18 protein-coding genes are annotated in these 19424 nt (G+C 67.8%); 5 read left to right on the forward strand and 13 right to left on the reverse strand.

Translation table 11 applies throughout. The features are described from left to right. Positions 1–293: 293 nt before the first annotated feature. The 5 genes from pstS to C1933_RS06740 all read right to left on the reverse strand — a co-directional run bounded on the left by pstS (position 294) and on the right by C1933_RS06740 (position 4798). The gene (gene pstS / locus C1933_RS06720) at positions 294–1313 is read right to left on the reverse strand and encodes a phosphate ABC transporter substrate-binding protein PstS (protein WP_108749108.1); all 1020 of its coding nucleotides are present in this window, start codon (positions 1311–1313) and stop codon (positions 294–296) included. A 195-nt stretch (positions 1314–1508) separates the two neighbouring features. Then, a complete protein-coding gene (locus C1933_RS06725; protein WP_108752635.1) occupies positions 1509–2720 on the reverse strand; it encodes an OprO/OprP family phosphate-selective porin in 1212 nt (403 codons plus the stop codon). A 239-nt stretch (positions 2721–2959) separates the two neighbouring features. Then, entirely contained in the window at positions 2960–3646 is a 687-nt protein-coding gene (gene nth, locus C1933_RS06730; RefSeq protein ID WP_108752636.1) for an endonuclease III, read from the reverse strand. Next, on the reverse strand, positions 3646–3999 hold the full coding sequence (locus C1933_RS06735) for a hypothetical protein (RefSeq protein ID WP_108752637.1): 354 nt from the start codon (positions 3997–3999) through the stop codon (positions 3646–3648). The genes nth and C1933_RS06735 overlap by 1 nt, the downstream gene beginning before the upstream one ends. 4 nt (positions 4000–4003) lie before the next feature. Next, positions 4004–4798, reverse strand: coding sequence for an enoyl-CoA hydratase-related protein (locus C1933_RS06740; protein ID WP_199911423.1), 795 nt, complete (start codon positions 4796–4798; stop codon positions 4004–4006). Positions 4799–4964: 166 nt separating this feature from the next. Here C1933_RS06740 and C1933_RS06745 point away from each other — a divergent pair, with 166 nt between their 5' ends. The 3 genes from C1933_RS06745 (at position 4965) to C1933_RS06755 (ending at position 7491) form a co-directional block, all read left to right on the forward strand. After that, a complete protein-coding gene (locus C1933_RS06745; RefSeq protein ID WP_108752639.1) occupies positions 4965–5666 on the forward strand; it encodes an FKBP-type peptidyl-prolyl cis-trans isomerase N-terminal domain-containing protein in 702 nt (233 codons plus the stop codon). Positions 5667–5788: 122 nt separating this feature from the next. Beyond that, positions 5789–6592: a CoA pyrophosphatase gene (locus tag C1933_RS06750; protein ID WP_108752640.1), complete on the forward strand. Its 804-nt coding sequence runs from the start codon at positions 5789–5791 to the stop codon at positions 6590–6592. Then, positions 6589–7491, forward strand: coding sequence for a sulfurtransferase (locus tag C1933_RS06755; RefSeq protein WP_108752641.1), 903 nt, complete (start codon positions 6589–6591; stop codon positions 7489–7491). The genes C1933_RS06750 and C1933_RS06755 overlap by 4 nt, the downstream gene beginning before the upstream one ends. Positions 7492–7796: 305 nt before the next feature. Here C1933_RS06755 and C1933_RS06760 read toward each other — a convergent pair whose 3' ends face one another. After that, a complete protein-coding gene (locus tag C1933_RS06760) occupies positions 7797–8366 on the reverse strand; it encodes an N-acetylmuramoyl-L-alanine amidase (RefSeq protein ID WP_108752642.1) in 570 nt (189 codons plus the stop codon). Positions 8367–8438: 72 nt separating this feature from the next. Between C1933_RS06760 and C1933_RS06765 the strand changes: the two genes are divergently transcribed. Then, positions 8439–8966: a hypothetical protein gene (locus C1933_RS06765; RefSeq protein ID WP_108754762.1), complete on the forward strand. Its 528-nt coding sequence runs from the start codon at positions 8439–8441 to the stop codon at positions 8964–8966. 145 nt (positions 8967–9111) lie between these two features. Further along, positions 9112–11250: a bifunctional 23S rRNA (guanine(2069)-N(7))-methyltransferase RlmK/23S rRNA (guanine(2445)-N(2))-methyltransferase RlmL gene (gene rlmKL / locus C1933_RS06770; protein ID WP_108752643.1), complete on the forward strand. Its 2139-nt coding sequence runs from the start codon at positions 9112–9114 to the stop codon at positions 11248–11250. 218 nt (positions 11251–11468) lie between these two features. Here rlmKL and C1933_RS06775 read toward each other — a convergent pair whose 3' ends face one another. From C1933_RS06775 to C1933_RS06805, 7 genes are all read right to left on the reverse strand, one after another. Next, positions 11469–11798, reverse strand: a complete 330-nt coding sequence (locus C1933_RS06775) for a DUF3325 domain-containing protein (RefSeq protein WP_108752644.1) — start codon at positions 11796–11798, stop codon at positions 11469–11471. Further along, a complete protein-coding gene (locus tag C1933_RS06780) occupies positions 11795–13423 on the reverse strand; it encodes a PepSY-associated TM helix domain-containing protein (RefSeq protein ID WP_108752645.1) in 1629 nt (542 codons plus the stop codon). The genes C1933_RS06775 and C1933_RS06780 overlap by 4 nt, the downstream gene beginning before the upstream one ends. Further along, positions 13420–13740, reverse strand: coding sequence for a DUF3649 domain-containing protein (locus C1933_RS06785; RefSeq protein ID WP_108752646.1), 321 nt, complete (start codon positions 13738–13740; stop codon positions 13420–13422). The genes C1933_RS06780 and C1933_RS06785 overlap by 4 nt, the downstream gene beginning before the upstream one ends. A gap of 106 nt (positions 13741–13846) precedes the next feature. Next, positions 13847–16066: a TonB-dependent siderophore receptor gene (locus C1933_RS06790; RefSeq protein WP_108754763.1), complete on the reverse strand. Its 2220-nt coding sequence runs from the start codon at positions 16064–16066 to the stop codon at positions 13847–13849. A gap of 262 nt (positions 16067–16328) precedes the next feature. Then, on the reverse strand, positions 16329–16721 hold the full coding sequence (locus tag C1933_RS20080; protein WP_159091884.1) for a DUF4124 domain-containing protein: 393 nt from the start codon (positions 16719–16721) through the stop codon (positions 16329–16331). 445 nt (positions 16722–17166) lie between these two features. Further along, a complete protein-coding gene (locus C1933_RS06800) occupies positions 17167–18453 on the reverse strand; it encodes a DUF445 family protein (RefSeq protein ID WP_108752648.1) in 1287 nt (428 codons plus the stop codon). Between the two features lie 71 nt (positions 18454–18524). Then, complete coding sequence (locus tag C1933_RS06805) at positions 18525–19403, reverse strand: plasmid replication/partition related protein (RefSeq protein ID WP_108752649.1); 879 nt, start codon at positions 19401–19403, stop codon at positions 18525–18527. Between the last annotated feature and the right edge of the window lie 21 nt (positions 19404–19424).

Raw genomic sequence — 19424 nt, forward strand, 5'->3', positions numbered from 1 at the left:
GACGGGGGTTTCACGGGTTGCGCGGCCGCCGTGGGAGGGCCAGCGGCCCGCATATTGCGCGGGCGCAGCCTTTGTAGAGTCGAGCTTGCTCGACTGAACATCCAGGGCAGTCGAGCAAGCTCGACTCTACGACCCTGCCGCCCGAGCGCAGTCGAGCATGGCTCGACTCTACAAACACCCGGGCCCACAAACAGAAAGGCGCCGGACCCGAAGGTCCAGCGCCCGTTGGGGCCGGCGGGGGAGAGAGGACCCGCCGGCCCCCGTTCCTGCGGGGGAACGCCTTGCTACGCCACTCAGTACTTCAGGTTCTGGGTCCAGTAGGTTTCGATCTGCTTGACCAGGGTGTCCGGCAGCGGCACGTAGTCCAGCTGCTTGGCCTGTGCATCACCGTTCTTGTAGACCCAGCGGAAGAATTCCTGGGTGGCCTTCGCGCCGGCCACGTTCTTGGGCTGCTTGCGCACCAGGATGAAGTTGGTGGCGGTGATCGGCCACGCTTCGGCGCCCGGGGCGTTGGTCATGACCAGGTAGAAGTCCTTGGCGCTGGCCCAGTCGGCGCTGGCGGCAGCGGCCGAGAACGAGGCGTCGGACGGCTGCACGATCTTGCCGGCGGCGTTCTTCATCGCTGCGTAGGACATCTTGTTCTGCAGCGCGTAGGACAGTTCGACGTAGCCGATGCCGCCCTTGATCTGCTTCACGTAGGCGGCCACGCCTTCGTTGCCCTTGCCGCCGATGCCGGCCGGCCACTGTACCGAGGTGCCTTCACCGACCTTGCTCTTCCACTCCGGGCTGACCTTGGACAGGTAGTTGACGAAGTTGAAGGTGGTGCCCGAGCCGTCCGAACGGTGGACGATGGTGATCTTGGCGTTGGGCAGGGTCAGGCCGCTGTTCAGGGCAGCGATGGCCGGGTCGTTCCAGGTCTTGATCTTGCCCAGGAAGATGTTGGCCAGGGTCGGGCCGTCCAGCTTCAGCGCGCCCGGGGCAACACCGGCCACGTTGATCACCGGCACCACGCCGCCGATCACCGACGGGAACTGGGCCAGGCCAGCGGCCGCCAGTTCTTCCGGCTTCAGCGGGGCATCGGACGAGCCGAAGTCCACGGTGGCCGCCTTGATCTGGGCAATGCCGCCGCCCGAACCGATCGACTGGTAGTTCACCTTCTTGCCGGTGGCGCCGCTGTAGTCGGCCGACCACTTGGACATGACCGGGTAGATGAACGATGCGCCCGCGCCGGTCACATCGGCGGCATTGGCGGCAAACACGGACGATGCGGCCAGGATGGCGACAGCGGCGCGCGACTTGAAGGCGTGGATCACGGGAGAGACTCCTGGGGTGGTCGAAGGGCGGCTGCCCGACGTTTCGGTGCACATTCCATAACGGTTGCGTGACACCCCGGCGTCTGTCACATGACGCATCCATGACAGCGTGGGTGGCGGTGGCCGCAACAAGAAAAGGCACGGCCGAAGCCGTGCCTTGGGTACGCGCAGCGCGGGCGCCGCAGCGCTCGCCGCTTACCAGAAGAACTGGGCGCGGGCTTCCAGGATGTTCGGATCGTCATTGACGAAGCCGCGGGCGCTGGAGCTGTACTTCTTGCTGTCCACCATCACGTAGTTCAGCATCAGCTTGAAGTTCGAACGCCAGTACCAGTTGGCGCCGACGGTCCAGATGTCCATCTTGCCGCCCAGCACGCCATCGACGATCGGCGGACGGCCGGCCACCGGGTTGGCACGCAGGTTGCCGTCGTTCAGATCCATGTGGTCGTAGCGCACGCCCAGCTGCCACTGGCCGCTGGCCGGGTTGTCCGGCAGGCCGGTGCCCGGGGTGCCGCCCTTGTAGCTCCAGGTTTCGCCGGTCACGTTCCACACGCCGCTGACGTAGTAGCCGTCGCTGGTGTAGTTGTCGTGGTCATAGCGCTTGGCCTTGCTGCTGTAGTACTCGGCCTGGGCCTTGAACGGGCCCTGGAAGTACATGGCTTCGGCGCCGACGGTGCTGACGCGGTCGGTGTCGGTCATGTTGCCGCTGTCGACCAGGCGCGCGGTGGCCAGATCGGCGTTGGGACGGGCACGCACGCGCAGGGTGTCGGCGTCGGCGTCGTAGTCCACATAGCTCAGGCCGAAGTGCAGCACCTGGCCCTTGTCGTTGATCGGCGCCCAGGTACCGCGTGCGCCGTAGCCGCTGCCGTGGGCCAGGTTGCGGGTCAGCTCGCGACCGAAGGCGCTGGCGGTGACCGACCAGTTGTCCTGGCCGTAGCTGTACGCACCACCCAGACGGCGGGCGACGGCGTAGGTGTTGGTCACTGCGGCCTTGGAAATGAAGTCGTTGTTCTTGGTGCTGGACAGTTCTTCCAGGCTGTTGGGCTGCTTGAACTGGCCCAGCTGCAGGAAGTGGCTGCTGTTGCCGGCCAGCTTGTACTTCACGTTGGTGTCCAGGAACTTGTCGGCCTTGGCGTCGTAGCCGACCACCCATTCCACATTGCCCGGGCCCTTGCCCTTCAGCACCAGCTCGGCGCGGCGCAGTTCGAATTCGCTGTCCTTGCCGTTGCCGGCGTCACCGCCGTTGAGGTCCACGACGTCATTGTCGAACCAGTTGCCGTCGGCCTGGACCAGGCCTTCGAAGGTGATTTCCGAACCGCCGATCACATCGATGGCGACTTCAGCGTGGGCAGCCGGCACATACAGCGCAGCAGCCACGGCCACCGTCAGGAGTTGGTGATGCAGTTTCATGGGAAGGAGCCTTGCAGGCAGGTGGGAAGATGCGCGCAGGCTAGAAGGTGAAGATTGCGTAAATGTGACAGTTCACGCACAAGTACACGCCCCGCCACGGCAGGGCCTGCCGATGTAAACGCTTGCGTGTGACGCTGCGGTTGCGCCCCGATTGCAGTAGATCCGCGCCACGCGTGGATGCTTTTCGGTGGCGGGTCAGAGCCCTTTCTGCGAAAGGGATCCGACCCTGGCCCTCCCGCCTACGCCGCGGTTTTTTCCTTGAACCGGCACAGATCGGCAATCACGCAGCCCGGGCAATCCGGTTTGCGTGCCTTGCACACATAGCGCCCGTGCAGGATCAGCCAGTGGTGCGCATCGAGCAGGAACTCGGCCGGAATGGCCTTCACCAGACGGTCCTCGACTTCGCGCACGTTCTTGCCCGGGGCCAGCCCGGTGCGGTTGGCCACCCGGAAGATGTGCGTGTCCACTGCCATCACCGGTTCGCCGAACGCGGTGTTGAGCACCACGTTGGCGGTCTTGCGGCCCACGCCGGGCAGGGCTTCCAGTGCGTCGCGATCGCGCGGCACTTCGCCGCCATGCTTTTCCAGCAGGATCGCGCAGGTGGCGATCACGTTCTTCGCCTTGGCGTTGAACAGACCAATCGTGGCGATGTACTTCTTCAGGCCTTCCTCGCCCAGTGCCAGCATCGCCGCTGGCGTATTGGCCACCGGAAACAGGCGGCGGGTGGCCTTGTTCACGCCCACGTCGGTGGCCTGCGCGGACAGCGCCACCGCCACCAGCAGCTCGAAGGGCGTGCTGTATTCCAGCTCGGTCTTCGGGTGCGGATTGAGTTCGCGCAGGCGGGTGAACATTTCCACCACGTCGGCACGCGGCATCACGCTGCCGCGGCGCGCCGGTGCGCGCGGGGTCTTCTTCGCGGTGGCCATTACTGTTCCTTGCCTGCCGCGCGTGCCTTGGCCCGGGCCAGGATGGCGGCCGCGGCGGAGGGCAGGGCGGGTTTCACGTCCGGCGCCGGTGCCGGCATGCGCCGGGCATCGCGCTCGGCTTCGCGGCGGGCCAGGCGCACGGCACGGTCGCGATAGCGCTCGCGTGCGGCCCAGGCACGCTGCAGCTGTTGCTGGGCGTGCAGCAGGCGCTGCGCAAGTTCGGGGTGGTCGGGCAACAGGCGCGCATCGTCTGTGCTGGCCACGTAGTCCATCAGGCCTGCCTGCAGCGCGCCATCGAGATCGTCTGCCTGGACCCGGGCAAACAGCTGCACGGGGTTGGGTCGGGATGTCATGACGTCAGCGGTTCTGGAAGGCCGGCGGGCGGCGCTGCAGGAACGCGCTGGTGCCTTCGCGCATGTCCTCGGTGGCGAACAGCAGGCCGAACTGCGCGCTCTCGTATTCCAGACCGGATTCCAGGCTGCATTCGCCCCCCACGTGTACCGCGTCCAGCAGGCCACGCAGGGCCAGTGGCGCCGACTGCGCCAGTTGCCGCGCCACGGCCTGCACGCGGGCGTCCAGCGCATCGGTGGGCACCACTTCGTTGACGATGCCCAGCGCCAGCGCACGGGCGGCGTCGATGGGGGTGCCCAGCAGGCACAGTTCCAGGGTGGCGGCGCGGCCGCACAGGCGCAGCAGGCGCTGGCTGCCGCCGAAACCGGGAATCAGCCCCAGGTTGATCTCCGGCTGGCCGACCTTGGCCGTATCGGCCGCGATGCGCAGGTGGCAGGCCATGGCCAGTTCCAGCCCGCCGCCCAGTGCGAACCCGTTCACCCGGGCGATCACCGGCTTGGGCATGCGCTCGATCTGCCGCATCAGCTGCTGGCCCAACAGCGAGAAGTCACGTCCCTGAACCGCACTGAGCGTGTTCATTTCCGCGATATCCGCCCCGGCCACGAAGGCCTTGGGGCCGGCCCCGGTCAGCACCACCACCCGCACCGAAGGCTCGGCCGCCGCGGCGCTGAACGCCTGCGCCAAAGCCTGCAGGGTGGCCGCGTTCAGTGCATTGAGCTTCTCCGGGCGCTGCACGGTGAGGGTGCGGACGGCACCGTCGTCGGCCACGGTCACGGGGTGCTCGGCGGGGGCTGGGGCCACGGAAGACTCCTGAAACGTTAAAAAAAAGTGAGATTGAACTCTTGAAACGCAGACAGGTCATAGCCTGCGTGGTCAGTGGCGGTTCCACCTTATGGCCGCTATCCTAACCCGTCGCCTCAGGGCGGCGCAGAACGTCCCTGAGTTACCACCCCTGGAGAACTGTTTGATGAAGTTGCGTTCTATCGCGGTCGCCGTCGCGGCCCTGGCCCTGACGGGCAATGCCTTCGCCCAGGACGTTTCGTCCGAAAAGGGCAAGCTGAGCTACTACTTCGGTTACGACTACGGCAACAACCTGGCAGAGCTGACCGCCCGCGGTGAGCAGCTGGACATCAACTCGGTGGTGAAGGGTCTGCAGGACGCCTACGCCAAGAAGCAGCCGGCGATCACCGCCGACCAGCTGAAGCCGGCCGTTGAAGCGTTCCAGAAGCGCGAGCAGGGCCGTGCCCAGGCTGCCAAGGCCGAGTACGAAAAGGCTGCTGCCGAAAACAAGACCAAGAGCGACCAGTTCGTTGCGGCCAACAAGGCCAAGGCGGGCGTGCAGTCGCTGCCGAGCGGTGTGCAGTACCGCGTGATCGAAGCCGGCAAGGGCGCCAAGCCGACCCAGGCCAGCACCGTGCAGCTGGAAGTGGCCGGCCCGTATCCGTTCGGCCAGCGTCCGACCGAAGCGCGTCCGGCCCAGCAGATTCCGTCGATCAAGGTCAGCGAAGTCGAAATGAAGGCCATGCGCGAGACCCTGCTGCAGATGCCGGCAGGCTCGAAGTGGGAAATCACCCTGCCGCCGGACCAGGCGTACGGCGCCGACCCGCGTACCGGCTTCCCGCCGAACGTGGCGGTGCAGTTCGAAGTGAAGCTGGTCAGCGTCAAGTAAATCGAAGTAGTGAACCGAACGCGCCGGTGGCTTCCACCGGCGCGTTTTCATTTGTGCGCCACACGGTGGCCGACGCCGCCCCAAACATGGCCATTCGCGCTACTGTTGCAGGGGTGCAAACTATGGAAGAAACGTCGCGTGTTGTCGCAAGCCCCTGCATCGGCGTGTGCAAGCTGGACCTGGCCCGGCACTGTACCGGTTGCGGGCGGACCCTCGATGAAATCGCGCGGTGGTCGTCGATGAGCGACGCCGAACGCGACCACGTGCTGCATCGGCTGCTGCCGCTGCGCGAACAACTGCAGCACTCCCTGCGAGGCTCGCTGGCCGACCACGAACGCCTGCTGCGCGCGCTGCACCCGCTGGCCGAGCCGCCGCAGGGCGATGGCTGGAACCGCAGCGAACTGATCGACCTGCTGCCGCCGGGCCCGGCGGTGGAGGCGGCCGTGCTGGCCGGCATCGTGCCGCGTGCCAATGGCGCGCAGGTGATCCTGACCCGCCGCACCGAAACCCTGCGCCAGCATGGCGGCCAGGTTGGTTTTCCCGGTGGGCGCACCGAACCGGATGACCGCGACGCACTGGCGGCTGCGCTGCGCGAAAGTCAGGAAGAGATCGCGCTGGCGCCCACCCAAGTACAGGCGCTCGGCTACCTGGACCCGTTCGTCACCATTACCGGTTACCGGGTCACCCCGGTGGTGGCGGTGATCGATCCGGACTTCGTGCCGGTGGCACAGCCCAGTGAAGTGGCCGAAGTATTCGAAGTGCCGCTGGATTACCTGATGGCGCCGGACAACCTGCACCAGGTCGAAATCAACCATCGTGGGCGCGTGCGCCACGTGCTGGAATACGGCTGGCCCGGGCATCGGATCTGGGGCGCCACGGCCGCCATTCTCTACAACCTGCGCCGCCGCCTGGAGCAAGTGACATGACGCCGAACGACACGACGTGGACCACCCTGGTCGATGTGCCCCGCCTGGCCGCTGCACTGGGCGAATCCATCCGCGTGGTCGATGCCCGCGCCACTGCCAGCACCGCCGTGCGCGTGGTCGATGCACGTGCATCGTTGGCCGACCCGCAGGCCGGGGCAGGGCAGTACGCCGCCGGCCATATTCCCGGTGCGGTGTACGCCGATCTGAACCACGATCTGTCCGACCTGGGCCGCAGCGGCCACGGCCGCCACCCCCTGCCGGACAGCGATGCCTTCGCCGCAACGCTGGGGCAGTGGGGCATCACCCCCGAAACCCAGGTGGTGGTGTACGACGGCAGCGATGGCAGCATGGCTGCCGCGCGCCTGTGGTGGCTGCTTCGCTTGATCGGGCACAGCCGCGTGGCCGTGCTCGACGGCGGCATGGCGGCCTGGCTGGCGGCCGGCCAGCCGGTGGTGACCGGGCGCAGCGAAGTCGCCGCCCAGCCGCCCTATCCGGGACGCTTCGACAGCACCCAGGTGGCCAGCGCTGATGAGATCGCCGCGCGCCTGAAGCACGCCCCTGGCTGGCTGGTGGACGCCCGTGCCGGCGAGCGCTTCCGCGGTGAAGTGGAGCCCTTGGATCCGGTGGCCGGGCATGTGCCCGGTGCGGTCAACCGCCCCTTCGCCCTGAACGTGGCCGACGGTCGCCTGCGCGATGCGCAGGAACTGCGCGCCGAACTGCAGAGCGTGATTGGCAACCAGGACCCGCAGCGGGTGGTGCTGATGTGCGGCTCGGGCGTGACCGCCTGCCACCTGCTGCTGGCGATGGAAAGCGCCGGCCTGAGCGGCGCGCGCCTTTACTCCGACTCCTGGAGCGGCTGGGTAAGCGACAGCAGCCGCCCAGTCGCCACCGGCGCGTGACAGCACGGGGTCGGATCCGTTTCCCGACGGGAAACGGCTCGGACCCCATTGGTTGGAATCCGTGTGAAGCGCAGTCGAGCAACGCTCGACTCTACAACCGCATTCTTCAATCGATTCGACCCCCAATCAGGGGTCAGAGCCCGTTGCGTAGCAACGGGCTCTGACCCCGTGCCGTTCCGACAGCACGCGGGAAACTGTCGAAGGCGAGGTGGACCCACCTCGCCATTCCACGGAAAGCAGGCTTTTGACGTTGCTCCAGTCGAGCATGGCTCGACTCTACAGGGGGTAGGGCGCAGCCCTGCCAGCTACTCCCCCAGCCCCTGCAGCGGCACCTTCGCCAGCACCCGTGCCCAGGGGAACAACGGGCCGGGATCGCGCTTGCGCGCCACCGTCAGCCTTGGATCATCGCTGGCCGGTACCTGTTCCAGATCCAGCTGGTCATGCCCGGCAATCTGCCGCAGCGACGGATAGCGTGCCACCAGTGCCTGCAGCAGGGCCTCCAGCGCCTGCAGCTGCGCCTCGGCATACGGCTCGTCCATCGCCTGGTGACGGCTGTCGAACCAGTCCGGGTAACGCCCGGTATTGACCAGTTCAATGCCCACCGTGTCCGCGTTCATGCCGCGCACGTGGTGGGCGATGCGTTCGGGCGCCACGTACTGCACCACGCTGCCGTCGCGATCGATGTAGAAATGGCCGCTGTTGCCGGCGCCACTGTCATACAGCACGCGCTCACCGTACTCACGGGCCATGGCCAGGTCCGGCAGTTCGGTGCAGTGGATGACCACCATGCGCAGGCTGGCCGGGTCACGCAGGGGCAGGCGGTCGTGGTAGGGCAGCGGCTGCAGCTGCAGGCCGGGCAGGAGCGGGTTGGGCATGCGGCGATGCTAGCATTGCACGATGAACCTGCCTTCCCGATCGACCTCGAACCGCTTCGCGGGCGTGTGCGCATGAGCCGCGGCCACTGCATCCTGTCCCACGGCTTCGAGAGCGGCCCGGAGGCGACCAAGGTCACCGCGCTGGCCGAAGTCGCCCAGCGCCTGGGCTGGTCCCACGAGCGCCCCGACTACACCGACCTGGACGCCATGAGCGAGGTCAGCCGCGTGGGCGACGTGCGTACCCGCCTGCAGCGCCTGGTGGAACGGGCCGCCGCGGCCGCCGCGCAGGGGCCGGTGGTACTGGCCGGCTCCAGCCTGGGCGCCTACATCTCCGCCATCGCCTCGCTGCAGGTGCCGGTGGCCGGCCTGTTCCTGATGGTGCCGCCCACCACCATGGGTCCGATGCCGGCACTGGACGCCGCCGCCGTGCCGACCAGCGTGGTCCAGGCCTGGCACGATGACGTGGTGCCGGCCACCGGGGTGATCGCCTGGGCGCAGGCGCGCTCGGCGCAGCTGCTGCTGGTGGACGATGGCCACCGCCTGGAACATCACGTGGAGGCCTCCGCACAGGCCTTCGAGCGCCTGCTGCGGCAGCTGTGAAGCCCGGGCGCACGGCGCGCGCGCCCGCATTGACTACAATGGCAGCCCCGCCGCCGCCGGCGCGGGCCTGCTGGCCGTTTCCGCGGCCCTCCCTTCCGAAAGGCCTGGCGCTCGCGCCGCGCCCGTCCACCTGCGAACCGATCCCGTGAAATTCTTCGTCTCCTGCGCCAAGGGCCTGGAATACCTGCTTGCCGACGAACTGTCGGCCCTGGGCCTTGGCAAGGCCACCGCCACCATCGCCGGCGTCAACGCCGAAGGCGAGCTGGCGCAGGCCCTGCGCATCGTGATGTGGTCGCGCCTGGCCAGCCGCGTGCTGTGGCCGATCGACGAGTTCGACTGCCCGGACGAGCAGGCCCTGTATGACGGCGTGCGCGCCCTGCCGTGGCACGAGCACATCAAGCCGGAGATGACCCTGGCGGTGGACGCGCACGTGTCCGGCGACAAGATCACCCACGCGCGCTTTGCCGCGCAGCGCATCAAGGACGCCATCGTCGACCGCATGCGCGATGAAGGCCTGGAACGGCCGTCGGTGAACACCGATCTGCCCGATGTGCGCGTGAACCTGTCGCTGCGCAAGGGCCGTGCGTCGCTGTCGATCGATCTGGGCGGTGGCCCGCTGCACCGCCGTGGCTGGCGTGGTGCCGCCCACGAGGCACCGCTGAAGGAAAACCTGGCTGCCGCGCTGCTGCTGCGCGCGCAGTGGCCGCGCCTGCACGCCGCCGGCGGTGGCTTGCTGGATCCGATGTGCGGCAGTGGCACCCTGCTGATCGAAGGCGCGCTGATGGCCGCCGACGTCGCCCCCGGCCTGATGCGCCACGGCAGCCTGCCGCCCAGCCGTTGGCTGGGCTTCGACAAGGCGGCCTGGAAGGCGATCCAGACCGAAGCACGCGACCGCGAAGCGGCCGGCCTGGCCGCCTTGAAGCCGGTCATCCACGGCAGTGACATCGACCCGATGGCGATCCAGGCCGCGCGCGAGAACGCCGAAGTGGCCGGCGTGTCCCATGCCATCCGCTTCACCCGTGCCGACGTGGCCCACCTGGCCGCGCCGGAACAGGAGATCGGCGCGGTGGTCTGCAACCCGCCGTACGACGAGCGCCTGGCCGCCGACCCGGCCCTGTACCGCGCGCTGGGCAACGCCCTGCAGAAGGCGGTGCCGCAGTGGCGCGCCAGCCTGCTGTGTGGCAACGATGAACTGGCCTTCGCCACCGGCCTGCGTGCGTCCAAGAAGTACCAGATGTTCAACGGTGCGCTGGAATGCGCGCTTATCGTCTGCGACCCGATTGCCGTACCGGGCCGTGACCCGGCGCAGCCGCGCGAGCTGAGCGAAGGCGCGCAGATGGTGGCCAACCGCCTGCGCAAGAACCTGAAGAAGTTCAAGAGCTGGCGCGCGCGCGAGGACATCACCTGCTTCCGCGCCTACGATGCCGACCTGCCCGAGTACGCGGCCGCCATCGACGTCTACGAAGAAGACGGTGGCCAGCGCCGCACCTTCCTGCATGTGCAGGAATACGCGGCACCGGCGGCCATTCCGGAAAACGACGTGCGCCGCCGCCGCAACGAACTGCTGGCCGCCGCGCGCGAGGTGTTCGGCGTGCCGCCGGAACAGGTATCGATGAAGTCGCGCGAGCGCGGCAAGGGCGGCAGCAAGTACGGTCGCTTCGAGCAGCGCGATGAGTTCATCGTGGTGCGCGAGAACAACGCGCTGCTGCAGGTGAACCTGTTCGATTATCTCGATACCGGCCTGTTCCTGGACCACCGCCCGCTGCGCCGCATGATGGCCGAGCAGGTGCGTGGCAAGCGCTTCCTCAACCTGTTCTGCTACACCGGCGTGGCCAGCGTACAGGCCGCCGTGGCCGGTGCGGCCAGCACCACCAGCGTGGATCTGTCGGCCACCTACCTGCAGTGGTGCTACGACAACCTGGCGCTGAACGGGCAGGGCGGCAACCAGCACCTGCTGGTGCAGGCCGACGCCATGGCCTGGCTGGAAGGCGATCGTGGCCAGTACGACGTGATCTTCTGTGACCCGCCGACGTTCTCCAACTCGGCCCGCGCCGATGACTTCGACGTGCAGCGCGAGCAGTTGAAGCTGCTGCGTGCGGCCGTGGCGCGGCTGGCGCCGGGCGGCGTGCTGTATTTCTCCAACAACTTCCGCCGCTTCAAGCTGGAAGAGAACGCCATTGCCGAATTCGCCCAGTGCCGCGAGATCACCGCGCGCACGATTGGTCCGGACTTCGAGCGCAATGCACGCATCCACCGTGCGTGGGAACTGAAGCGGGTGGGGTGAGCCCCCGCTTGGGCTCGGAGCCCCTGCGCTGCGCGCACGGGATCCGACCCCAGGATGATCGCGGAGCCCATCGGAACCGGCTTCTGTAGAGTCGAGCCTTGCTCGACTGCGCCTTGCAGGGACCCTTGTGGCCAGTAGATCCACGCCATGCGTGGATGGCGCCGTCTATGGGGTCAGAGCCCCCGCGCTGTGCGCAGGGGATCCGACCCCACGTGCGGTTACAGCAGCGCCACCAGCAGGCCCAGCAGCGGCAGGGCGATGGCCAGCGGTGCGATCCACTGCGGGCGGTACGGGTACAGGCCGAAGGCCAGCGGCACGCCGGCCAGGGTCAGCGCACCCAGCCACAGCACCGGGCCCATGGCCCAGCCGTGGTCGACCACGCACAGGGCGAAGGCCACCACCAGCAGCGCCCAGCCCAGCACGCGCCATTGCGTGCGCCGTGCCGGTGCCGCCGCGGCCTTCCCATGCAGGTCCTGCTGGTGTTTTTCCATTGCCAGCGACAGCGCGGTGAACGCAGCGAACGACAGGGTCAGGGCCAGCAGCATCATGCGCCAGCCTCCACTTCGGTCGCCGCAACCGGCGCCTTGGTTGCCGCTGCCGCCGCCGCGCGTTTCTTCTTCTCGGCCGCGCTCAACGGCGGCGTCCAGCGCTGCATGCGCCAGCCACACAGGGCCAGCATCGCGCCGAAGGCAAGCATCGACAGATCGAAGCCGGCCAACACCCAGTCACCGTTGCCCAGCGTTACGCCCAGGTGCGCGTGGGTGGTCAGTGCATTGACCACCGGCACCAGTGCGAACAACGCTGCACCCAGGTACAGCTGCCAGGCCCACATCATCCGCTTGGGCCAGATGAAGGCGGCCAGCAGCGCCGCGCCCCAGGCGTAGAAGAACACGTTGGCTTCGGCGCTGGAGCGTTCGGCCAGTTCCAGCGGCAGCAAGCGGTTGCCCCAGAAGTAGGCCGCGAAGGCAATCGGCAGGCCGGCCACCGCGCCGATGTTCAGCGCATCGACCAGGCGCAGGCCGAAACCGATGCGGCCACTCTTGGCATGCTTGGGCCGTTCCTTCACCGCCCACAGCACCACGCCGCTGGCCACCATCAGGCAGCCGGTCAGGCCGGAGAGGAAGAACAGGGCGCGCAGGCCCCAATCGGCAAAGCGCGCCAGGTGCAGGCCGTACAGCACACCGCGGGTGGCGGTGGCACCGCCGGAAGGCGGGCTTTCCTGCAGCAGCGTGCCGTTGACCATGTCGTAGCGCAGCGACGGGGTGTCGATGGACAGGCGCTTGCCATCACGCTGGCGGATGTCGATCACCGCATTGCCCGCACCGGGGTTGGAAATGGTGAAGCCAGCCACTTCGACGCCGTGCCAGTGCGCGCGGGCGCTGTCGAGCAGGCGCGCGATGTCCACCGGTGCGGCCTTGCCCTGGGCCGGCTCGCTGACCTCGGCCATGCCACCGAACGCTTCGGCGAAGAACTTGTCCTCATCCTGCGGGTAGGCCACCTTCACCCCCCACGGCAGGTACATGATCATCAGCGTGACGATGCCGGTGTAGGTGATCATGGCGTGGTACGGCAGCGCCATCACCGCGCTCACGTTGTGGAAATCCAGCCACGAGCGCAGGCCCTTGTCCTTGCGGAAGGTGAAGAAGTCCTTGAAGATTTTCTTGTGGGTGATCACCCCGGTGATGATCGCCACCAGCATGAACATCGCGCAGAAGCCGACCAGGTAGCGCGCCCAGTACACCGGAATGTAGTGCAGGTCGAAATGCAGGCGGTAGAAGAAGTCACCGCCGCGGGTTTCGCGCGCCTTCAGTTCGTTGCCGGTGTTGGGGTCCAGGGTGGCATCGCCGAACGCGCCGCGACGGCCCTTGGCCGGGTCGGCCTGGTCGGCGGGCACGCGCCAGAAGGTGCTCATGGCCGGGTTGCGCGGCTGCGGCAGCGTTACGTACCACATCTCGGCATTGCCGGCGTTGGCCTGCAGGTAATCGACGGCGCGCTGCGCGGCCACGTCGGTGCTGACCCGCGCGCTGGGCAGTTCCGGGCGCATCCAGCGGCTTATTTCTTCGCGGTAGTAGCTGGCGGTGCCGGCCATGAAGATCAGCAGCAGCAGCCAGCCCACCAGCAGGCCGGTCCAGGTATGCAGCCAGGCCATCGATTGGCGGAATCCGTTCTTCATGCCCAGGCCCCCAGCAGGCGCGCGATCGCGGCCATCAGCAGGGTGGGCAGCAGGATGCCGACCCAGGCGCGCAGCGCGCTGCGCGTGGCAAATGCCCACAGCGCGGCGCAGGCGGCCATCAGGATGCCCAGCATCATGCCGGTCAGCACGGTCTGCCCGCGCGCGCCGGGCAGGGCGACCACGCAGAACACACTGGTGACCGACGCCAGCGCGTAGCCGCCGAAGATGGCGGCCAGCGAACGGGACAGCACACCCCAGCGTGGGCTGGCGAAGAAGGTGCTGAGGCGGGAGCTGGCAATAGCGGGCGAGCGATCCACGGCAATCCTGCAGGTTGGTTGAAAGAAGGCCGGCGCACCGAAGTGCGCCGGGGGGGCCATCCCTGGCCGGGTGCCGGTCGCAGAACCGGCACCATCCATCAGGTCATCAGAGCTTCCAGCGCAGGGTCATGGTGACGTTGCGCGGTTCGCCCCAGTACACGCCGTTGTAGAAACCGACGTTGTTGTAATACTTCTTGTCCAGCAGGTTGTTGACGTTCACCTGCGCACTGAAGTTCTCGTTGAAGCGGTAGCCACCGCCCAGGTTCAGCAGATAGAACGCGTCCTGGGTGATGCGTGCGCTCTGCGTGCCACCGGTGGCGACCGGCTTGGTGCTGTTGTTCCAGATGCTGCTCTGCCAGGTCACGCCGCCGCCCAGCCAGAAGCGGCTGTCGGCACCGCCGGGGCGCCAGCTGGCGTTGAGGCGGAAGGTGTCCTGCGGGGTGGTGGTCCGCTGCAGCACGCCGGCGGCGTTGCGGATCTTGGTATGGGCGAAGCCCGCCGACACGTTCCACTGCTCGCCGATGCTGCCCTGGGTTTCGATTTCCCAGCCCTTCACCTTGTTGCCCTTGCCGGTGGAGCGGTAGGCCTGGCCACCGTCGGGCAGCGAGTTCAGCGGCACCGAATCATCGATCTCGGCCACGTTGTCCTGCTTGCCTTCAAACACCGCGGCCGAGGCATTGAGCAGGCCGCCGAAGAACTCGGCCTTCACGCCGGCTTCGTACATGTCGCCGACCACCGGCTTCAGGTAGTTGCCGTTGCGGTCGCGGTAGTTCTGCGGCTTGAAGATGTCGGTGTAGCTGACGTAGCCGCTGAAGATGTCGTTGAAGTCGTAGACCAGGCCGGCGTACGGGGTCAGGGTGTCATCGGGCTTGTAGCCGGTGCGGGTGGTGCGGGTGGTGCGGTTGCGGTTGCCATTGGCATCGTAGCCGTAGGCCCACTGGCGCGTTTCCCAGCTGCCGTAGCGGGCGCCGACCACGGCCAGCAGCGGGTCGGCCAGGCGCAGGCGCGCGGCCACGTACGCGGCGCGCTGGCGCAGCTCGTTTTCCGAGGCCAGGCGGCCGTAGCGGGTGACCGGCAGCACCGGCACGTCACCGGTCCAGTGGCGCCAGTCGGCAACCTGCATGTAGCCCGGTGCGCTGGTATCGAACGAGGTCGCCTCCGATTCGCCCTTGCGCACCGCCTGGCCCAGGCCGAACACCAGTTCATGCTCGCGCCCGAACAGCTGGAACGGGCCGCCGACATTCACGTCGAACACGTCCATGGTGCTGTGTTCGTTGAAGTGCGAGACATAGGCGGTCACGCCGGTGCCGTCCGGGCGCGGATTGCCGGCCGCGCCGTACCAGACGCTGCCGTCGGTATCGCGCACGGCATGGGTCACGTTGCCCTTCAGCGACCAGCCATTGCCCAGCTGCTGTTCCAGGCGGGCGAAGGTGGTCTTTTCCACCATCGGCCAGCTGCTCCACGACGCCGACAGGTTGGTCGAGCGCGGCAGGTTGGCCGGGTTGCCATCGGCGCCCCAGTACGGCACCACGCCCCAGGTCACGCCGGTGGTGCGCGGCGACTGGTATTCGTAACCCAGTTCGAACAGGGTGCTGTCGGTCAGGTCGGCCTGCACGATGCCGTAGAACACGTCCTTGTCGAGCTTGTAGACATCGCGGAACGAATCGCTCTGCTGCTTGGCGGCGACCACGCGCGCACGGATGCGGCCGTCCCAGGCGATCGGGCCGCCCAGGTCGACTTCCATGCGCTGGTTGCCCCAGCGGCCCAGGATCAGGTTGGCGCCCATCTGCACGGTGTCGGTCGGGCGCTTGCGCACCATGCTGATGGTGCCCGACGGATCGCCGGCACCGGTGGTCAGGCCGGTGGCGCCTCGGATCACTTCGATGCGCTCGTAGATCACGTTGTCGGTGTTGGTCTTGATCGAGCCACCGAAGGTGTTGAGCATGCCATCGATCTGGAAGTTCTCGATGGTGTAGCCGCGCGAGACATAGTTGATGCGCTCGCTGTCGGTGACCGACACGGTGACGCCGGTCACCTGGCCCATCACATCGGACAGCGAGAACAGCCCCATGTCGTCCAGGCGCTGGCGGGTGATGACCGTGACCGACTGCGGCGTCTCGCGCAACGACAGGTCCAGCTTGGTTGCACTGCGGGTGTTCTTCACCGTGTAGCTGTTCTGGATCTCGCCATCGGCGGTCACCTTCACCGTGTCCAGCGTGCGCGCATCGGCATCGGCCGGCGCATCGGCGTGGGCCAGCGGCGCGCAGAACAGCATGGCCAGCGCCAGCGCCAATGGGGAAACAACGGGAACGTTCGGTCGGGACATGCAGTGCGATTCCATGCAGGAGAAAAACATCAGCGATGGAATCCATGCGTGGGGGCGCCCGCGCGGAATCGCGCGACCCGAGGCATCTCCCATCGCCACGCGCTGACGGCCAGGGCCGTCGGCGCACGAGGAGCCGGGGATGTACACGGGCGGAAGCGCGGTGGGGGCGCCGGGTGGCTGAGCGTACAACCGATCAGTAAATGATAGGCATTCGCATTTCGTTAATCAAGTGTGTACGCGCGCGCCGCGGCGTGGCCGCGCTTCAGCGTGAAGCGCAGCTGCGGGTGACGTCGTCGTTGAGCTGGCGCGCGGGCGTGCGCGAACCGAACCACTCGGCCAGCTCGCGGCGCGTGCGGGCCTTGTCGCAGGCTTCGGCATTGCTGGCCGCCTCGATCACCGTGCCGGTCACCGGCGCGGCACCACGGCCGGCATTGGCCTGCAGTTCGCGCCGCGCAACGCGCAGCTCGCGGTCCACGCGCTCGGCCTCCTGCCAGCTCAGTTTCGGGTCACGCACGATCGGTCGGGTCACCCCGGTATCCTGCCCGGCCGGGCAGGGCGTGCTCTGGTAGATCGTGCGGCCACCGTCGTTGCACTTGTACACGCGCTGCGCGCACGCCTCACCGGCCGCCAGCAGCAGCGGCAGCAGAACCAACATCCTTTGCATGGATCCCCCCGTGGGCCACCCTGGCCCACATGGCGCGGGAGCATACGGAGTGTGACCCCCGTCGCGCAATACGCCTGCGCCATCCACCACAGCTGGGGTCAGAGCCCGTTGCTGCGCAACGGGATCCGACCCCGTGCCGTTCCGACAGATCGCGGGAAACTGTCGAAGGCGGGGTGGGGCCGGTTGCGGGGGCGTGAGCCGCATGGATGCGGCGACCGAGCCTACATGGGTGAGGGCGCTTTGCTTGCGAAGCACTGCTTCGCAAGCGCCCGAACGCACAGCCGCCAGCGGCTGGGCCGGGCCCCGGAGGGGGACTTGCAGCGTCCCCCGCAACCGGACCCACCCCGCCATCCCACGGAATGCCAGCTTTTGACGTTGCTTCAGTCGAGCATGGCTCGACTCTACACGGGTACAGGGCGCCGCCCTGTCGCCCCCCTCAGAACCGGAATACCACCGTCGCGGCATGCAGCAACAACCCGATCAGCCCGCCCACCAGGGTGCCGTTGAAACGGATGAACTGCAGGTCGCGGCCCACGCTCAGTTCCAGCTGTTCCACCAGGTGGCGCTCGTCCCAGCCCTTCACCGTCTGCGCGATGTGGCTGGTCACCCCTTCGCGCAGGCGCCCGGTCAGGCGCTGCGCACCTTCCAGCAGATGCTGGTTCAGCGCATCGCGCAGGGCCGGGTCGGCCTGCAGGGTCTGCCCCAGCGACGCCAGGCTGCGCTGCAGATGCCCCACCAGCGCCGAATCGTCGCGCTGCAGGTCGGCGCGCAGCGTGGCGTGGATGCGCGACCAAAGGCCCTGCACGTACTCCTGCAGGGCAGGGTGGTCGATCATTTCCTGCTTCAGCTGTTCGATGCGCTCGGCCAGCGCCGGATCATCGCGCAGGCGCTGTACGTAGTTCTGCAGCCAGGTTTCGTAATCCTGGCGCAGCGGATGCTGCGGCTCGGCCAGTACCTGCTGCAGTTCCTCCAGCACCGCCCGCGCCAAGCGCTCGGCCAGGCTGTCGCCGATCTCGTCGATCGGCTTCACCCAGTTCACCGTGCTGGACAGCGTGGGCCATTCGCGTTGGATGTAGCGCACGATCAGCTGCGAGGCGCGTTCTTTTACTTCCGGCTGTTCCAGCCAGCGGCCCAACCGCTGCAGGCCTTCGTCCAGCACGCGCTGGTGGCGGCCGTCGGCGGTCAGCAGGGCCAGCAGTTCGCCGGCAGTGGCCGCCGCGTTCCACTGCCGCAGCTGCTGCACCACGAAGCCATGCAGCTGCCGGCGCACCGCGCCTTCATCGAAGAAATCCAGCGCCTGCAGGGCCCAGCCACGGGCCATGTCGGCCAGCATGCGCGCGCGTTCGGGTTCGGCCAGCCAACTGCCCAGGCGGCCGGCCGGGTCGAACACCTGCAGGCGGGCCAGCAGCACGCCCGGTTCCAGGAACTGGTCGCGCACGAACAGCGCCAGACTGTCGCCGATGCGTTCCTTGCTGCGCGGAATGATGGCGGTATGCGGAATGGGCAGCCCCATCGGCCGCCGGAACAGCGCGACCACCGCGAACCAGTCTGCAAGTGCGCCCACCGCGGCGGCTTCGCAGAAGGCCGACACCCAGGCCCAGATGCCCCGTTCACCCTGCCAGTGGCTGACCGCGAAACCGGCCAGCATCAGCAGCAGCAGGCCCAGGGCCAGGGCTTTCAGGCGCCGCAGCTGGGCGCGACGCGGATCGATGGCAGACGTCATGGCCGCAGTCTAACCGGCACCGGATGACGCCAACGCAACGGTGGCGCCGGGCAGGACCCGGCGCCAGCCGATCACAGGGCTTCCAGCTGCTTTCGCAGTGCGGCCAGCTGCGCGCGCAGGGTGTCGTTCTCGCGGGTCAGCGCCACCACCCGGCGGCGCAGTGCCGGCGCGTCTTCGCCCAACTGCTCCAGCGCCGACAGCACCTCGGCATCGCGGCTGGCCACCTCGTCGTCGCTGGGCTCTTCGAAATCCATCTCGGCCGGTTCGGGCTTCGGCGCGCGCAGCTTGCGTTTGGATTCGCGCACGCGCTTGGCGGCCTGCTTCAGCTCGTCCTTGCCACCGGCCGCAGCCGCGCGCTGCTCTTCTTCCGGCAGGTCGGCCACGGCGGCGGCCGCGCTGATCGAAATCACCCCGGCCTTCACTGCCTCTACCACTTCAGCCGCGGCCTGGGCGTGGATGCGCTCGATCATGCCCACCTGGCTGGTGCTCAGCTTGGCTTCGCGGGCCAGTTCCGCGCGGCTGACCTTCGGTGCCGGTTCCCACGGCGGGCTGTCTTCGCCCGCGTCGTCGGCCGGGTCGGCCGTGCCATCGCTTTCGCGCTGCAGCTGCGCCTGTTCCACCTGCTTGCGTGCGGACAGGATGTCACGCTTGCGCAAGGCCAGCACACCGCGCTGGAAGTCGGACACGCTGCGGCGGCCCAGGTGCTGCTCGATCATCCACAGGTGTACGTCTTCCATGCTCTGGAAGCGGGTGTTCTGCACGGTGTTGAACGGCAGGCCGTGTTTCTGGCAGATGCCAAAGCGGTTGTGGCCGTCCACCAGCACATCGCCCCACAGCACCAGCGCATCGCGGCAGCCTTCGGCCAGGATGCTGCGCTCCAGCGCGTCATGCTCGTCGGCGGTCAGCGGGTCGATGTAGGCCTTCAATTCTTCTTTGACGACGATATCCATGGGCACGGCAACAGGCAGGAG

Origin of the sequence: Stenotrophomonas sp. ZAC14D2_NAIMI4_6, assembly GCF_003086875.1 — a bacterium.
Lineage (GTDB): Bacteria > Pseudomonadota > Gammaproteobacteria > Xanthomonadales > Xanthomonadaceae > Stenotrophomonas.

Coding starts and splice junctions, on each gene's coding strand:
- C1933_RS06760 (WP_108752642.1), bottom strand. CDS start 8,366: ATGCCCAACCCGCTCCTGCCCGGCCTGCAGCTGCAGCCGCTGCCCTAC.
- C1933_RS06735 (WP_108752637.1), bottom strand. CDS start 3,999: ATGACATCCCGACCCAACCCCGTGCAGCTGTTTGCCCGGGTCCAGGCA.
- C1933_RS06790 (WP_108754763.1), bottom strand. CDS start 16,066: ATGTCCCGACCGAACGTTCCCGTTGTTTCCCCATTGGCGCTGGCGCTG.
- nth (WP_108752636.1), bottom strand. CDS start 3,646: ATGGCCACCGCGAAGAAGACCCCGCGCGCACCGGCGCGCCGCGGCAGC.
- C1933_RS06750 (WP_108752640.1), top strand. CDS start 5,789: ATGGAAGAAACGTCGCGTGTTGTCGCAAGCCCCTGCATCGGCGTGTGC.
- C1933_RS06800 (WP_108752648.1), bottom strand. CDS start 18,453: ATGACGTCTGCCATCGATCCGCGTCGCGCCCAGCTGCGGCGCCTGAAA.
- C1933_RS06780 (WP_108752645.1), bottom strand. CDS start 13,423: ATGAAGAACGGATTCCGCCAATCGATGGCCTGGCTGCATACCTGGACC.
- C1933_RS06805 (WP_108752649.1), bottom strand. CDS start 19,403: ATGGATATCGTCGTCAAAGAAGAATTGAAGGCCTACATCGACCCGCTG.
- C1933_RS20080 (WP_159091884.1), bottom strand. CDS start 16,721: ATGTTGGTTCTGCTGCCGCTGCTGCTGGCGGCCGGTGAGGCGTGCGCG.
- C1933_RS06765 (WP_108754762.1), top strand. CDS start 8,439: ATGAGCCGCGGCCACTGCATCCTGTCCCACGGCTTCGAGAGCGGCCCG.
- C1933_RS06745 (WP_108752639.1), top strand. CDS start 4,965: ATGAAGTTGCGTTCTATCGCGGTCGCCGTCGCGGCCCTGGCCCTGACG.
- C1933_RS06755 (WP_108752641.1), top strand. CDS start 6,589: ATGACGCCGAACGACACGACGTGGACCACCCTGGTCGATGTGCCCCGC.
- C1933_RS06775 (WP_108752644.1), bottom strand. CDS start 11,798: ATGATGCTGCTGGCCCTGACCCTGTCGTTCGCTGCGTTCACCGCGCTG.
- C1933_RS06725 (WP_108752635.1), bottom strand. CDS start 2,720: ATGAAACTGCATCACCAACTCCTGACGGTGGCCGTGGCTGCTGCGCTG.